The following is a 16167-nucleotide window of genomic DNA, read 5'->3' on the forward strand; positions in this document are numbered from 1 at the left end:
GCCGCCATCCGGCAAAGTTTTTTGAGTCACATTTTTAGCAGACAAGGAGTGACGGGTGAGGCGATTGCCGGGGATTTTACTGCTTACTGGAGCCGCGCTCGTTGTGATCGCTGCGCTGCTGGTCAGCGGCCTGCGTATTGCTTTGCCGCATCTTGATGCCTGGCGTCCAGAAATCCTCAATAAAATTGAATCTGCTACCGGCATGCCGGTAGAAGCCAGCCAGCTTTCCGCCAGCTGGCAGAATTTTGGCCCCACGCTTGAAGCGCGCGACATTCGCGCGGAGCTGAAAGATGGCGGTGAGTTTTCTGTCAAACGCGTCACTCTGGCGCTGGATGTCTGGCAGAGCCTGCTGCATATGCGCCGGCAGTTTCGCGATCTGACTTTCTGGCAACTGCGTTTCCGCACCAATACGCCCATCACCAGCGGTGGTGGTAATGATGGTCTGGAAGCCAGCCACATCAGCGACCTGTTTCTTCGTCAGTTTGATCACTTCGATCTCCGCGACAGCGAAGTCAGTTTCCTCACGCCATCCGGTCAGCGCGCCGAACTGGCGATCCCGCAACTCACCTGGCTTAACAATCCGCGTCGACACCGTGCGGAAGGCCAGGTAAGTCTCTCCAGCCTCACCGGGCAGCACGGCGTGATGCAAGTTCGCATGGATTTGCGTGATGACGAAGGGCTGTTAAGCAACGGTCGCGTCTGGCTACAGGCTGATGATATTGACCTGAAGCCGTGGCTGGGTAAATGGATGCAGGACAACATTGCGCTGGAAACGGCGCAGTTCTCCCTCGAAGGCTGGATGACGATCGACAAAGGCGATGTAACCGGCGGTGACGTCTGGCTGAAACAGGGCGGTGCCAGCTGGTTGGGCGAGAAGCAAACGCATTCACTGGCGGTAGATAATCTCACCGCACACATTACGCGTGAACATCCCGGCTGGCAGTTTTCTATTCCCGATACCCGCATCACGATGGATGGCAAACGCTGGCCGAGTGGGGCATTGACGCTGGCCTGGATACCGGAACAGGATGTTGGTGGAAAGAATAATAAACGCAGTGACGAACTGCGGATTCGCGCCAGCAATCTGGAACTGGCGGGGCTGGAAGGTATTCGTCCGCTGGCAGCAAAACTTTCACCTGCGCTGGGCGACATCTGGCGGTCTACGCAACCGAGCGGCAAGATCAACACCCTGGCGCTGGATATCCCGCTTCAGGCAGCAGACAAGACTCGCTTTCAGGCATCGTGGAGCGATCTGGCCTGGAAGCAATGGAAATTACTGCCGGGCGCGGAACATTTCTCCGGGACGCTTTCCGGTAGTGTAGAAAATGGTTTACTGACCGCGTCCATGAAACAGGCGAAAATGCCTTACGAAACAGTTTTCCGCGCACCGCTGGAAATTGCTGACGGTAAGGCGACCCTAAGCTGGCTGAATAACGACAAAGGTTTCCAGCTTGATGGCCGCAACATTGATGTTAAAGCCAAAGCCGTCCATGCACGTGGCGGTTTCCGCTACCTGCAACCGACTAATGATGAACCCTGGCTGGGCATTCTGGCGGGTATCAGCACCGATGATGGTTCACAAGCGTGGCGCTATTTCCCAGAAAATCTGATGGGGAAAGAGTTAGTCGATTACTTAAGTGGCGCAATTCAGGGCGGTGAAGCGGATAACGCGACGCTGGTTTATGGCGGCAATCCGCAACTCTTCCCCTATAAACACAACGAAGGTCAGTTTGAGGTGCTGGTGCCGCTGCGTAACGCGAAGTTTGCCTTCCAGCCGGACTGGCCAGCGTTAACTAATCTCGATATTGAACTGGACTTCATAAACGACGGTTTATGGATGAAAACCGATGGCGTCAATCTGGGCGGCGTGCGCGCGAGTAATCTCACCGCAGTGATCCCTGACTACTCGAAAGAAAAATTGCTGATTGATGCTGACATTAAAGGTCCGGGCAAAGCGGTTGGTCCTTACTTTGATGAGACGCCGCTGAAAGACTCTCTGGGAGCAACCCTGCAAGAACTCCAGCTCGACGGCGATGTGAATGCTCGCTTACATCTCGATATCCCATTGAACGGCGAACTGGTTACAGCGAAAGGCGAAGTGACGCTGCGTAATAACAGTCTGTTTATCAAACCACTTGATAGCACACTGAAAAATTTGAGCGGTAAATTCAGCTTTATCAATGGCGATCTGCAAAGCGAACCACTGACAGCAAGTTGGTTTAATCAGCCACTGAACGTGGATTTTTCCACCAAAGAAGGGGCGAAAGCCTACCAGGTCGCGGTGAATCTCAACGGTAACTGGCAGCCAGCGAAAACTGACGTTCTGCCTGAAGCGGTGAATGAAGCGTTAAGCGGCAGCGTGGCCTGGGATGGTAAAGTGGGCATTGAGCTGCCTTATCATGCTGGCGCAACGTATAACGTAGAACTGAACGGTGATCTGAAGAATGTGAGTAGTCACTTACCTTCGCCGTTAGCCAAACCCGCTGGCGAATCGCTGCCGGTTAACATTAAGGTCGATGGCAACCTCAATAGTTTTGAATTAACCGGACAGGCTGGCGCGGATAACCATTTCAACAGCCGCTGGTTGCTCGGTCAAAAGCTGACGCTCGATCGCGCTATCTGGGCGGCAGACAGTAAAACGCTTCCACCGTTACCGGAACAAAGCGGTGTTGAGTTAAATATGCCACCGATGGATGGTGCCGAGTGGCTGGCGCTTTTCCAGAAAGGCGCTACGGATAAAGTCGGTAGTGCGGTGAGTTTTCCCCAGCACATTACGTTGCGTACGCCAGCGTTGTCGTTGGGAAATCAGCAATGGAATAACCTGAGTATTGTTTCGCAACCGATGGCAAATGGCACTCAGGTCGAGGCGCAAGGACGTGAAATCAACGCTACGCTGGCAATGCGCAATAACGCGCCGTGGCTGGCGACGATTAAATATCTCTATTACAACCCCAGCGTGGCGAAAACCAGTGGTGACTCCACGCCGTCGTCACCTTTCCCAACTACGGAGCGCATTAGCTTCCGTGGTTGGCCGAATGCGCAAATACGTTGCGCAGAGTGCTGGTTCTGGGGGCAAAAATTTGGGCGCATCGACAGCGATATCACCATTTCTGGCGATACGTTAACGCTGGCTAATGGACTGATTGATACCGGTTTCTCGCGGCTTACTGCCGAGGGTGAATGGGTTAACAATCCGGGGAATGAACGTACCTCGCTGAAAGGAAAATTACGCGGGCAGAAAATTGATGCCGCTGCTGAATTTTTTGGTGTCACGACGCCAATACGCCAGTCGTCATTTAATGTGGATTACGATTTACACTGGCGGAAAACGCCGTGGCAGCCGGATGAGGCAACGTTGAATGGCATCATCCATACTCAACTGGGCAAAGGTGAAATTACCGACATCAGCACCGGACATGCCGGGCAATTGCTGCGCTTATTGAGCGTCGATGCTCTGATGCGAAAGCTGCGCTTCGATTTCAGGGATACCTTTGGCGAAGGTTTCTATTTTGACTCCATTCGCAGCACGGCGTGGATTAAAGACGGTGTTATGCACACTGATGACACGCTGGTGGATGGACTGGAAGCGGATATCGCCATGAAAGGGTCGGTAAATCTGGTACGCCGCGATCTGAATATGGAGGCGGTTGTCGCACCAGAAATTTCCGCGACGGTGGGTGTGGCTGCGGCCTTTGCGGTTAACCCCATTGTCGGTGCGGCGGTGTTTGCTGCCAGTAAAGTGCTGGGGCCGCTGTGGAGCAAAGTCTCCATTTTGCGCTACCACATTTCTGGTCCGTTGGACGCTCCGCAAATCAACGAAGTATTGCGCCAACCGCGTAAAGAAAAAGCGCAATGATTTGACGATGGCGCGTAATTGCCCCAATCTCATTAGATAATCGTTGCCAAAGGCCAACGAGCCGGAACATAACCGCAGGTCGGATAAGGCGTTTACGCCGCATCCGGCAGCCGTTGCCTGATGCGACGCTGTGCGTCTTATCAGGCCTACAAACCGGAACATAACCGTAGGCCGGATAAGGCGTTTACGCCGCATCCGGCAGCCGTTGCCTGATGCGACGCTGTGCGTCTTATCAGGTCTACAAACCGGAACATAACCGTAGGTCGGATAAGGCGTTCACGCCGCATCCGGCAGCCGTAAAAAATCCTCTACCGAAGTAACTAACGAGTAACAAAAACGATGAGTCTGAACCTGGTAAGTGAACAATTGCTAGCGGCGAACGGCCTGAAACATCAGGATTTGTTCGCGATTCTCGGTCAACTGGCCGAACGTCGCCTCGATTACGGCGATCTCTATTTTCAGTCGAGCTATCACGAATCCTGGGTTTTAGAAGACCGCATTATCAAAGATGGTTCTTACAACATCGATCAGGGCGTCGGCGTGCGTGCAGTCAGCGGTGAAAAAACCGGTTTTGCTTACGCCGACCAAATCAGCCTGCTGGCCCTGGAACAGAGCGCACAAGCGGCGCGTACCATTGTCCGTGACAGTGGTGATGGCAAAGTACAGACGTTGGGCGCGGTAGAGCATAGCCCGCTGTATACCTCGCTTGATCCGCTGCAAAGCATGAGCCGCGAGGAGAAACTGGATATTTTACGTCGCGTCGATAAAGTTGCCCGTGAAGCCGACAAACGCGTACAGGAAGTGACTGCCAGCCTCAGTGGCGTCTATGAATTAATTCTGGTTGCGGCCACCGACGGCACCCTGGCGGCAGATGTCCGTCCACTGGTGCGCCTCTCAGTAAGCGTTCTGGTCGAAGAAGACGGTAAACGCGAACGCGGTGCCAGCGGCGGCGGCGGTCGTTTTGGTTATGAATTTTTCCTTGCCGATCTCGACGGTGAAGTCCGTGCGGATGCATGGGCGAAAGAAGCTGTGCGTATGGCGCTGGTCAATCTTTCTGCCGTTGCCGCGCCAGCGGGCACCATGCCGGTGGTTCTCGGCGCAGGCTGGCCGGGCGTGTTGTTACATGAAGCGGTGGGCCATGGTCTGGAAGGCGACTTTAACCGCCGTGGCACTTCGGTCTTTAGTGGCCAGGTCGGCGAACTGGTAGCATCTGAACTGTGTACGGTAGTGGATGATGGCACGATGGTTGATCGCCGTGGTTCGGTGGCGATTGATGACGAAGGTACGCCGGGTCAGTACAACGTGCTGATTGAAAATGGGATCCTGAAAGGTTACATGCAGGATAAACTCAACGCTCGCTTAATGGGTATGGCGCCGACCGGTAATGGTCGTCGTGAATCCTATGCACACCTGCCCATGCCGCGTATGACCAACACCTACATGCTGCCGGGTAAATCGACGCCGCAGGAAATCATTGAATCCGTCGAGTATGGCATCTATGCGCCAAACTTCGGCGGCGGTCAGGTGGATATCACCTCCGGCAAATTTGTCTTCTCCACCTCAGAAGCGTATCTGATTGAAAACGGTAAAGTGACGAAACCGGTGAAAGGCGCAACGCTGATTGGTTCCGGTATCGAAACCATGCAGCAAATTTCGATGGTGGGCAACGACCTGAAACTGGATAACGGCGTGGGTGTCTGTGGTAAAGAAGGGCAGAGTTTGCCAGTTGGCGTGGGCCAGCCGACGCTCAAAGTCGACAACCTGACCGTTGGCGGTACCGCGTAATCTATCCTGGCCGGTAAGCGTCGCATCAGGCATTGGTTGCCGGATGCGGCGTAAACGCCTTATCCGGCACGCAGATGAATTACTTCTCTTTCCCGCGCCCGTGCATCTCCTGAAACAACTTACCGACCTCGACAAAATAATCCGTCAGTGAGTTGATCACGACCTGCACCTTCAGTGGCAGCTTATCTTTTTCGGTATACAGTGCATAAACCGGGCGTGGATCCGACTGATAACGCGGCAGCAGGATCTCCAGCTCCCCACGATTGATCTCATTGATCACCCACATCAGCGGTACATACGCGATCCCAGCGCCTGCCGTTAACCAGCGCACCAGCGTCATTGGATCATTAGTGACAAACCGTCCTTGTGGGATGAGGCGAGTCGAAATCCCTTCTGGCGCGATCAGTTCAAATTCATTGTCCGGACGCACGCTGTATTCAAGCCATGAATGGCTACTTAAATCGGCGGGTTTTTCCGGTACGCCATACTGTGTGAGATAACTTTTAGCGGCGCACACCACCATCGGCATCGCCCCCAGACGGCGGGAAAATAGGCTGGAATCCTGCAACGCGCCGACGCGGATCACGACATCCAGGCCGTCGGCAATCAGGTCGGGTGCAGGAATTCCGGTAACCAGATTGACGCTTAAACCAGGGTACTCTTTCAACATTTTTGCCGTCAGCCCAGCGAGAACATTTTGAGCCATAGTTGAAGAACAGCCAATGCGCAGCGTCCCGATAGGCGTGTTATTGAAGGCGTACAGTTGCTCATGGACATCCTGCACTTCATGGAGCATCCGACGGCAGCCCTGGTAGTAAATTCTACCTGCTTCGGTCAGGCCAATGCTGCGTGTGCTGCGGTTTAACAACTTTACCTGCAACTCATCTTCCAGTTTAGACACCGTCTGACTGATGGATGAAACGCTCATTTGAAGCTGTCTGGCGGCGGCGGTAAACGAACCAAATTCAACCACTTTGGCGAAAACCGACATGCGTTTTAGTCGTTCCATTATTCACTCTGACTTAAAAGTGATTTAGATCACATAATATAGATAACAGCATAACAGTTACGCTAATATATTAAATATCAATCTACAGCAATGTTGCTCTCGCCCGGCTTTCTATGCCCTTCTCTGCGGCGACAGATGCTGAAAATAATAACACCTGCTCTCTCTATACAACCAAGGTCAACATGAGTCTGTTTCCCGTTATCGTGGTGTTTGGGCTGTCCTTCCCACCGATATTTTTCGAATTGCTTTTATCACTGGCGATTTTCTGGCTGGTGCGCCGGGTCCTTGTGCCAACAGGTATCTACGACTTCGTCTGGCATCCGGCGCTGTTCAACACCGCGCTCTATTGCTGTTTGTTTTATTTGATATCGCGACTGTTCGTTTGAGGTTGAAGTGAAAACGCTAATAAGAAAATTCTCCCGTACGGCCATCACGGTCGTATTAGTCATTCTGGCCTTCATCGCAATTTTTAATGCCTGGGTCTATTACACCGAATCTCCGTGGACGCGTGACGCGCGCTTTAGCGCCGATGTGGTCGCGATTGCGCCGGATGTCTCCGGACTCATCACCCAAGTGAATGTTCATGATAACCAACTGGTGAAAAAAGGACAGGTACTGTTCACCATCGACCAGCCACGCTACCAAAAGGCCCTCGAAGAAGCGGAAGCTGATGTTGCCTATTATCAGGTACTGGCGCAGGAAAAACGCCAGGAAGCTGGACGTCGCAACCGTCTCGGCATACAGGCGATGTCTCGCGAAGAGATAGACCAGGCCAATAACGTGCTGCAAACGGTCCTGCATCAGTTAGCGAAAGCTCAGGCAACCCGCGATCTGGCAAAACTGGATCTTGAACGTACCGTGATCCGCGCGCCAGCAGATGGCTGGGTGACCAACCTCAACGTCTATACCGGTGAATTTATTACGCGTGGTTCAACGGCTGTAGCGCTGGTGAAACAGAACTCCTTCTATGTGCTGGCCTATATGGAAGAAACCAAGCTGGAAGGGGTACGTTCTGGGTATCGCGCAGAAATTACGCCGCTTGGTAGCAATAAAGTGCTGAAAGGGACTGTCGATAGTGTTGCCGCTGGGGTCACTAACGCCAGCAGTACGCGTGACGACAAAGGGATGGCGACCATCGATTCCAACCTTGAATGGGTGCGTCTGGCGCAACGTGTCCCGGTACGTATTCGTCTCGACAACCAGCAAGATAACATCTGGCCTGCGGGGACTACCGCTACTGTGGTGGTTACGGGTAAACAAGATCGCGATGAAAGCCAGGATTCGTTCTTCCGTAAAATGGCCCATCGCCTGCGTGAGTTTGGTTAATCACGATGGGTATTTTCTCCATTGCTAACCAACATATTCGCTTCGCGGTAAAACTGGCGACCGCCATTGTGCTGGCGCTGTTTGTTGGCTTTCATTTTCAGCTTGAAACACCACGCTGGGCTGTTCTGACTGCGGCGATTGTTGCCGCCGGTCCTGCCTTTGCCGCCGGTGGCGAACCGTACTCTGGCGCTATCCGCTATCGCGGCTTTTTGCGCATCATCGGTACATTTATCGGTTGTATTGCCGGGCTGGTGATCATCATTGCGATGATCCGTGCGCCATTGTTGATGATTCTGGTGTGCTGTATCTGGGCCGGTTTTTGTACCTGGCTCTCCTCGCTGGTACGAGTAGAGAACTCCTATGCGTGGGGGCTTGCCGGTTATACAGCGCTGATCATTGTGATCACCATTCAGCCAGAACCGCTGCTGACGCCGCAGTTTGCCGTTGAACGTTGTAGTGAAATCGTCATTGGTATTGTGTGTGCTATTGTGGCGGATCTGCTCTTTTCTCCACGATCGATCAAACAAGAAGTGGATCGAGAGCTGGAAAGTTTGCTGGTGGCGCAATATCAACTAATGCAATTATGCATCAAACATGGTGATGGCGAGATTGTTGATAAGGCCTGGGGCGACCTGGTTCGCCGCACCACGGCGCTGCAAGGGATGCGTAGCAATCTGAACATGGAATCTTCCCGCTGGGCGCGTGCCAATCGGCGTTTAAAAGCGATCAACACGTTGTCGCTGACGCTGATCACCCAGTCCTGCGAAACTTATCTCATTCAGAACTCGCGCCCGGAGTTGATCACTGATACCTTCCGCGAATTTTTTGACACGCCGGTAGAAACTGCGCAGGACGTCCATAAGCAGCTAAAACGCCTGCGGCGAGTGATTGCCTGGACCGGGGAACGTGAAACACCCATCACTATTTATAGCTGGGTTGCGGCGGCAACGCGTTATCAGTTGCTCAAGCGAGGCGTTATCAGTAACACCAAAATTAACGCCACTGAAGAAGAGATCCTGCAAGGTGAGCCGGAAGTAAAAGTAGAATCCGCCGAGCGCCATCATGCCATGGTCAACTTCTGGCGTACCACGCTGTCCTGCATGCTGGGGACTTTGTTCTGGCTGTGGACCGGATGGACCTCCGGCAGTGGCGCAATGGTGATGATTGCCGTCGTAACGTCGCTGGCAATGCGTTTACCTAATCCACGCATGGTGGCGATCGACTTTATCTACGGCACGGTAGCTGCGCTACCGTTAGGACTGCTCTATTTTTTGGTGATTATCCCCAATACCCAACAGAGTATGTTGCTGCTGTGCCTTAGCCTGGCGGTGCTGGGATTTTTCCTTGGTATTGAAGTGCAGAAACGGCGGTTGGGATCGATGGGCGCGCTGGCCAGTACGATTAATATTATCGTGTTGGATAACCCGATGACCTTTCAGTTCAGTCAGTTTCTCGATAGCGCGCTGGGGCAAATCGTGGGCTGTGTGCTGGCGTTCATCGTCATTCTACTGGTGCGGGATAAATCGCGCGACAGGACAGGACGCGTGCTGCTTAATCAGTTTGTTTCTGCCGCTGTTTCCGCGATGACCACCAATGTCGCCCGGCGTAAAGAGAACCATCTGCCAGCGCTTTATCAGCAGTTGTTTTTGCTGATGAATAAATTTCCCGGCGATTTGCCGAAGTTTCGCCTGGCGTTAACGATGATTATCGCTCACCAGCGATTGCGTGATGCGCCGATACCCGTGAATGATGATTTATCGGCATTTCACCGACAAATGCGCCGCACAGCGGACCACGTGATTTCTGCCCGCAGCGATGACAAACGCCGTCGTTACTTCGGTCAGTTGCTGGAAGAACTGGATATCTACCAGGAAAAACTACGCATCTGGCAAGCGCCGCCGCAGGTCACGGAACCGGTGCATCGGCTTACCGGTATGCTGCATAAATACCAGCACGCGCTAACCGATAATTAAGTCAAAGCCGACGCCAAAAGGTGTCGGTTGAGATTGCTGACATACTCCAAATTGTCTGATGCGCTACGCTTATCAGGCCTATATTGAATTTGCACCCCTTGGTAGGCCGAATAAGGCGTTCACGCCGCATCCGGCATGAACAAAGTGCACTTTGTCAGTAATCAGAAACCGATGCCAAAAGCGTCGGTTTTTTCATGTCTATACTTAGCGATGAACGGCAGAACTCGCCGCGAAACGTGACGGTGGCAACAGATGAATATCTATAGCTTTGATTTTGATGAGATTGAGAGTCAGGAGGACTTTTATCGCGACTTTCGCCAAACCTTTGGTCTGGCGAAAGATAAGGTGCGCGATCTCGACTCACTGTGGGATGTATTAATGAACGATGTTCTGCCGCTACCGCTGGAGATCGAATTTGTTCATCTGGGAGAAAAAACGCGTCGGCGTTTTGGCGCGTTAATATTGCTGTTTGATGAGGCGGAGGAAGAGCTGGAAGGGCATTTGCGTTTTAATGTTCGTCACTAGCGCAAAAAAAAGCCCCCAAACCGGGGGCAATGTCGTCGGACAAGACGATGAGGGTTTATTTGTACAGTTCAGCTGTGGCGTGCCAGGTATCGCCGCTACGCGCTTCGGTAATCTGGTAAGCAGTCGCGCCTTTCTCTTCCGCTTTTTTGTTCAGCATTTCACGCATATCCATTGGAGACGATGCTACACCGCTGACGGACACGGTGCCGATGGCTTCACGATTTTGTGCTTGTGCAGCATCAATGGAATCGGCAGCGAAAGCACCGAAGGAGAGAACAGAGAGCACACTTAATGCAGCAACAGTGGTTTTGATTTTCATGATTTTTACCTCGACATAATCTTTTAGCTGGGCCTTTGTTTCGTGACCCATATCACAAAATTAAGTATACACTAATTATTGAGCTAATTAATACCACGCTAACTGTTTCTATTGAGGGAGAATTGTTAAAAAGATTAATTTTTATAACAAAAGTGAATTAAAAATACGGGTGTTTAGTGGAAATAACATTCATTTCAATAAGATATGTGTTTTTGCAAAATGTGCGTTTTTTGCTCTGTGTATTTGTTGTGTGAATGTTTTGTCGCTATAAAACGCACTATTCGTTAAATGAATGGCAGGGGAAAGCAGGGCGATGAATGGAGAATGCAATATTTTCCCCGCCGCCAGAAGCGACGGGGCAGAGATTAAAGCTCCTGGTCGAACAGCTCTAAAATCGCTTCGTACAGGTCTTTGACGGTGAAACCTTTAGCAGGGGTGGTAAAGATGGTGTCATCACCTGCGATGGTGCCAAGAATACCTTCTGCTTTGCCCAGAGAGTCCAGCAGACGCGCAATCAACTGCGCCGCGCCAGGACTGGTATGTATTACAACAACAGCGTCGTTGTAGTCGATATCCAGCACCAGATTCTTCAACGGACTGGAGGTGGTTGGTACGCCCAGTTCAGCTGGCAGGCAGTAAACCATTTCCATCTTTGCATTGCGGGTACGTACAGCACCAAATTTGGTCAACATCCGCGAGACTTTAGACTGATTAATATTGTCAAAGCCTTGCTCCTGCAATGCGGCGACGATTTCGCCCTGGGAGCTAAATTTCTCTTCTTTAAGTAACGCTTTAAACGCTTTAACTAATTCTTCTTGCTTAGACGAGCTTCGCATAAGTCACCCGATATGGTGGTTGATACAACATTATTGTGCATACAGATGAATTTTTATGCAAACAGTCTGCCCTGGAGAAGGCTGAAATAATGTTATGAAAGAGCGGGATTTTATCAAATTTCGTGATTGAGAAACATGCCTGCGTCACGGCGCGCAAATTCCGCTTAAAAGTAAATTAATTGTTATCAAATTGATGTTGTTTTGGCTGAACGGTAGGGTATATTGTCACCACCTGTTGGAATGTTGCTCTGATGCATAAGCGGCTGTTAATTACGTAAGTTAGGTTCCTGATTACGTCAATTAAATGCATAAACGCCAAATTTGCGTGACTACACATTCTTGAGAAGTGGTCATTGTAAACTGTTAATTTGTGGATTAAGGTCGCGGCAGCGGAGCAACATATCTTAGTTTATCAATATAATAAGGAGTTTAGGATGAAAGTCGCAGTCCTCGGCGCTGCTGGCGGTATTGGCCAGGCGCTTGCATTACTGTTAAAAACCCAACTGCCTTCAGGTTCAGAACTCTCCCTGTATGATATCGCTCCAGTCACTCCCGGTGTGGCCGTCGACCTGAGCCATATCCCTACTGCTGTGAAAATCAAAGGTTTTTCTGGTGAAGATGCGACCCCTGCGTTGGAAGGCGCTGATGTGGTTCTAATCTCCGCAGGTGTAGCGCGTAAACCAGGGATGGATCGTTCCGACCTGTTTAACGTTAACGCCGGTATCGTGAAGAATCTGGTACAGCAAATTGCGACAACCTGCCCGAAAGCGTGCATCGGTATCATTACAAACCCGGTAAACACCACGGTAGCAATCGCTGCGGAAGTGCTGAAGAAAGCGGGTGTGTATGACAAGAACAAACTGTTTGGCGTCACCACGCTGGATATCATCCGTTCTAATACGTTTGTCGCTGAACTGAAAGGCAAACAGCCGGGTGAAGTTGAAGTTCCGGTTATTGGCGGTCACTCTGGCGTTACCATTCTGCCGCTGCTGTCTCAAGTTCCTGGCGTAAGCTTTACCGAGCAGGAAGTTGCTGATCTGACCAAACGTATCCAGAACGCGGGTACGGAAGTGGTTGAAGCGAAAGCCGGTGGCGGGTCTGCAACCCTGTCCATGGGCCAGGCAGCTGCACGCTTCGGCCTGTCTCTGGTTCGTGCGTTGCAAGGCGAAAAAGGTGTCGTTGAATGTGCCTACGTTGAAGGTGACGGCCAGTATGCTCGTTTCTTCTCTCAACCGCTTCTGCTGGGTAAAAATGGCGTAGAAGAGCGTAAATCCATCGGTACTCTGAGCGCATTTGAACAGAACGCGCTGGAAGGAATGCTGGATACGCTGAAGAAAGATATCGCCCTGGGCGAAGAGTTCGTTAATAAGTAATTGATTAACGAATAATAAAAAACCGGAGCAACGTCTCCGGTTTTTTGTTTTGAACGCACGACTTAATTGGTCGCCGGATATTCCTGAATAGTGACCTGCAATGTCAGTTTTTTATCGTCACGCATCACCACCACCGGAATCACCGAACCTGGTCGAATTTCTGCCACTTGATCCATTGTCTCCAGAGCGGAGATTGCAGGTTTGTTGTCCACTGAGATAATCAGATCGTTGACCTGGATACCGGCATTAGCCGCCGGGCCATCAGGTGACACTTCATTAACCACAATCCCTTGCAGTTGATCGATACCACCACCTTGCGCGTGTAATGGTGCGATTTCGCGGCCGCCAATACCGATATAGCCACGAATAACACGTCCATCGCGGATTAGCTTATCCATAATTTTGGTTGCCAACTGGAAGGGAATGGCAAAACCGATGCCTTCTGGAGTTTCGCCATCGTTACTCTTATCAAACGACAGTGTGTTGATGCCCATCAGTTCGCCCAGCGAGTTCACCAGTGCACCGCCGGAGTTGCCGTGGTTAATGGATGCATCGGTTTGCAGAAAGTTTTGCCGCCCGGTCGGGTTCAGGCCGATGCGACCCGTGGCGCTGATAATCCCCTGGGTAATGGTTTGCCCGAGGTTGTACGGGTTACCGATCGCCAGCACTACATCGCCAATGTGCGGTATGCGACGAGAATTGATTGGAATGGTGGGTAAACCGCCAGTGGCATTAATTTTGAGCACCGCCAGATCGGTCAGTGAATCAGAGCCAACCAGCAGCGCTTCAAATACACGACCATCCTGTAAGGCGACGATGATCTGATCGGCGTCGTTGATTACATGTTTATTGGTAATGATATAACCACGTTGATCCATGATCACACCTGACCCTAGCGTACGGATCTCAAGCTGGTTGTGTGAGGATGTGTTCAAACCACGGTTATAGACATTTACCACCGCTGGCGCGGCGCGGCGGACCGCCAGATTATAACTGGCAGGCGTCTCGTCGGCACTGTCGAATTGCGGTGTGGAAAGCGGGTTAATGCTGCGCAGCGAAGGCATGGCAACCAGCAAAATAGCGCCGACAATTAATCCAATCGCAACGGATCGTAAGAGCTTCACAAACATGATGGAGGCGTCATTAAAAAAGGGAACGGCAGCAGCATATCACGAGTTAACCGGACATCACACGTCAGCCTGATGCCCGGTTTATGACATTAACGCATTAGCAGGTAAATGCTCTCATTACCGCGCATGATTTGCAGGGCAATAATTGCCGGTTTGGTTGCCAGTACTTTGCGCATCTCAGCAATCGAGTTCACCCGATTGCGGTTCACGCCAATAATTACATCATCTTTCTGTAAACCTGCCTGAGCGGCGGGGCTGTCTTTGACAACTTCGTCGATCTTAATGCCTTTTCCGCCATCTTTTAGCTGACTGTCACTCAACGTTGCGCCTTCCAGCGCCGGTGTAATCATCTCTGCACTGGCTGAAGACGATGTGCTGGTATCAAGCGTCACTTCCACTTCCAGCGGCTTGCCGTTACGTAACAGGCCAAGCTTCACTTTAGTACCAGGTTCAGTGGTGGCGATGCGGGAACGCAATTCGGCGAAGCTATTGAGCGGTTTACCGTTGAGGCTGGTAATAATATCGCCTGCTTTTACGCCCGCTTTCGCCGAGCCAGAACCAGGCAGTACTTCACTGACAAACGCGCCACGTTGCACATCTAAATTAAACGCTTTGGCGATATCGGCACTCATTTCGGTACCTTTAATGCCTAACAGACCGCGTTTAATTTCACCAAAGTCGATAAGTTGCTGCGCCAGGGTACGCGCCATATTGCTGGGGATAGCAAAGCCAATCCCGACGCTACCGCCGCCAGGGGCAAGAATTGCGGTGTTAATACCAATCAACTCGCCGTTAAGGTTTAACAGCGCACCGCCGGAGTTACCCCGGTTAATGGAAGCATCGGTCTGGATAAAGTTTTCCAGACCTTCGAGATTTAACCCGCTGCGACCTAATGCGGAAACAATGCCTGAAGTCGCGGTTTGCCCAAGGCCAAACGGGTTACCGACCGCGACGGCAAAATCACCGACGCGTAGTTTGTCGGAGTCGGCAATGGCGATTTGCGTTAATTTGCTCGGATTCTGAATTTGTAGCAGGGCGATATCGCTCTGGTCGTCGCTGCCAATCAACTTCGCATCAAACTCGCGTCCGTCATTGAGCTGAATACTGATTTTCTGTGCCTGATTGATGACGTGATTGTTGGTCAGCACATAACCTTTATTGGCATTGATGATGACACCGGAGCCTAAACCTTCAAAGGGTTGCGCAGGTTGATCCGGTAAATCATCGCCAAAAAATTTTTTGAATTCTTCCGGGATTTTCTGTTCCTGGCTGGCAGTCCCTTCAACTCGCACGCTTACCACCGCGGGAAGCACTTTTTCCAGCATCGGGGCCAGGCTGGGCAATGGCGCCTGACCGGCAACCTGGCCGGGAATCGACGCGACAGCCTGAAACGGCGCCGAGAGAGTTAACCCGACACTTAACGCTAATGCACTCAACAGCTGGGTTTGTTTTTTCATTATTCCTGCTCTCGTACCTGAATGATAAGAAAAAGAGATTCAAAACAGTTTGATGTTATTGAATTTTCAGACGGCTAACAATGAGACACCAGATTAAATGATAGTCGGGGAGGGAGAGAAGAGGAGGGCGCAATGGCTGCGCCCGCAAAATAAATTAGTCGCGCTTTGCGCCAGTGCGCAGCAGGCCTGATGCGCCTTCAGAATAGTCGCGTGGCATCTGCACCGGTGCCTGATCGTTGCTGGCTTCAGACTCAGCCAGACGATTACGGAACGGGTTTGCTTCTGCGGACAGTTCCGGCAGCAGGCTGCTGGAGCTTTTCGCCATGTGTTGATACAACTGGCGATAGTCATGCGCCATGGTATCCAGTAATTCCGCGCTGCGGGCAAAGTGGTTAACCAACTCTTCGCGATACTCGTCCAGTTCAGCTTTATTTTTTTCCAGTTCGTACTGCAACGCCTGTTGCTGGCGTAGTTTACGATTACCAAAACGCATGGCCACAGCACCAATAATGATGCCGACGACTAACCCAATTAGCGCATATTCCCAGGTCATGAACATCTCCCGTTGTCTTTTGTTT

General features: G+C 51.5%; 13 protein-coding genes. 7 read left to right on the forward strand and 6 right to left on the reverse strand.

From position 1 onward, the window contains the following. Positions 1-55 precede the first annotated feature (55 nt). Both yhdP and tldD read left to right on the forward strand, forming a co-directional pair. Positions 56-3856: an AsmA2 domain-containing protein YhdP gene (gene yhdP / locus FEK50_RS15525; protein ID WP_131160898.1), complete on the forward strand. Its 3801-nt coding sequence runs from the start codon at positions 56-58 to the stop codon at positions 3854-3856. Between the two features lie 339 nt (positions 3857-4195). Then, positions 4196-5641, forward strand: a complete 1446-nt coding sequence (gene tldD, locus FEK50_RS15530) for a metalloprotease TldD (protein ID WP_130204524.1) — start codon at positions 4196-4198, stop codon at positions 5639-5641. 79 nt (positions 5642-5720) lie between these two features. Here tldD and aaeR read toward each other — a convergent pair whose 3' ends face one another. Next, positions 5721-6650: an HTH-type transcriptional activator AaeR gene (aaeR, locus tag FEK50_RS15535; protein WP_130204526.1), complete on the reverse strand. Its 930-nt coding sequence runs from the start codon at positions 6648-6650 to the stop codon at positions 5721-5723. Positions 6651-6832: 182 nt separating this feature from the next. Between aaeR and aaeX the strand changes: the two genes are divergently transcribed. From aaeX to FEK50_RS15555, 4 genes are all read left to right on the forward strand, one after another. Next, positions 6833-7036, forward strand: coding sequence for a p-hydroxybenzoic acid efflux pump operon protein AaeX (gene aaeX / locus FEK50_RS15540; protein ID WP_000051841.1), 204 nt, complete (start codon positions 6833-6835; stop codon positions 7034-7036). 7 nt (positions 7037-7043) lie between these two features. After that, entirely contained in the window at positions 7044-7976 is a 933-nt protein-coding gene (gene aaeA, locus FEK50_RS15545) for a p-hydroxybenzoic acid efflux pump subunit AaeA (protein WP_130223742.1), read from the forward strand. 5 nt (positions 7977-7981) lie between these two features. Then, complete coding sequence (aaeB, locus tag FEK50_RS15550; protein WP_130204530.1) at positions 7982-9949, forward strand: p-hydroxybenzoic acid efflux pump subunit AaeB; 1968 nt, start codon at positions 7982-7984, stop codon at positions 9947-9949. Positions 9950-10201: 252 nt separating this feature from the next. Then, positions 10202-10474 carry a barstar family protein gene (locus tag FEK50_RS15555; RefSeq protein ID WP_001028998.1) on the forward strand — a complete coding sequence of 91 codons (273 nt, stop codon included), beginning with the start codon at positions 10202-10204 and terminating at the stop codon, positions 10472-10474. 55 nt (positions 10475-10529) lie between these two features. Here FEK50_RS15555 and yhcN read toward each other — a convergent pair whose 3' ends face one another. Next, the gene (gene yhcN / locus FEK50_RS15560; RefSeq protein WP_000695690.1) at positions 10530-10793 is read right to left on the reverse strand and encodes a peroxide/acid stress response protein YhcN; all 264 of its coding nucleotides are present in this window, start codon (positions 10791-10793) and stop codon (positions 10530-10532) included. A 365-nt stretch (positions 10794-11158) separates the two neighbouring features. Further along, positions 11159-11629, reverse strand: coding sequence for a transcriptional regulator ArgR (gene argR / locus FEK50_RS15565; RefSeq protein WP_064529494.1), 471 nt, complete (start codon positions 11627-11629; stop codon positions 11159-11161). A gap of 434 nt (positions 11630-12063) precedes the next feature. Here argR and mdh point away from each other — a divergent pair, with 434 nt between their 5' ends. Then, positions 12064-13002, forward strand: a complete 939-nt coding sequence (gene mdh, locus FEK50_RS15570) for a malate dehydrogenase (protein WP_064529495.1) — start codon at positions 12064-12066, stop codon at positions 13000-13002. A 62-nt stretch (positions 13003-13064) separates the two neighbouring features. On the opposite strand, the gene degS is transcribed toward mdh, so the two are convergent. From degS to zapG, 3 genes are all read right to left on the reverse strand, one after another. Next, positions 13065-14132 carry an outer membrane-stress sensor serine endopeptidase DegS gene (gene degS / locus FEK50_RS15575; RefSeq protein WP_064529496.1) on the reverse strand — a complete coding sequence of 356 codons (1068 nt, stop codon included), beginning with the start codon at positions 14130-14132 and terminating at the stop codon, positions 13065-13067. A gap of 89 nt (positions 14133-14221) precedes the next feature. Next, entirely contained in the window at positions 14222-15589 is a 1368-nt protein-coding gene (gene degQ / locus FEK50_RS15580; protein ID WP_130204532.1) for a serine endoprotease DegQ, read from the reverse strand. A 154-nt stretch (positions 15590-15743) separates the two neighbouring features. After that, on the reverse strand, positions 15744-16142 hold the full coding sequence (gene zapG, locus FEK50_RS15585) for a Z-ring associated protein ZapG (protein ID WP_010345273.1): 399 nt from the start codon (positions 16140-16142) through the stop codon (positions 15744-15746). Positions 16143-16167 lie beyond the last annotated feature (25 nt).

Origin of the sequence: Escherichia sp. E2586 (genome assembly GCF_005781105.1) — a bacterium.
GTDB lineage: Bacteria > Pseudomonadota > Gammaproteobacteria > Enterobacterales > Enterobacteriaceae > Escherichia.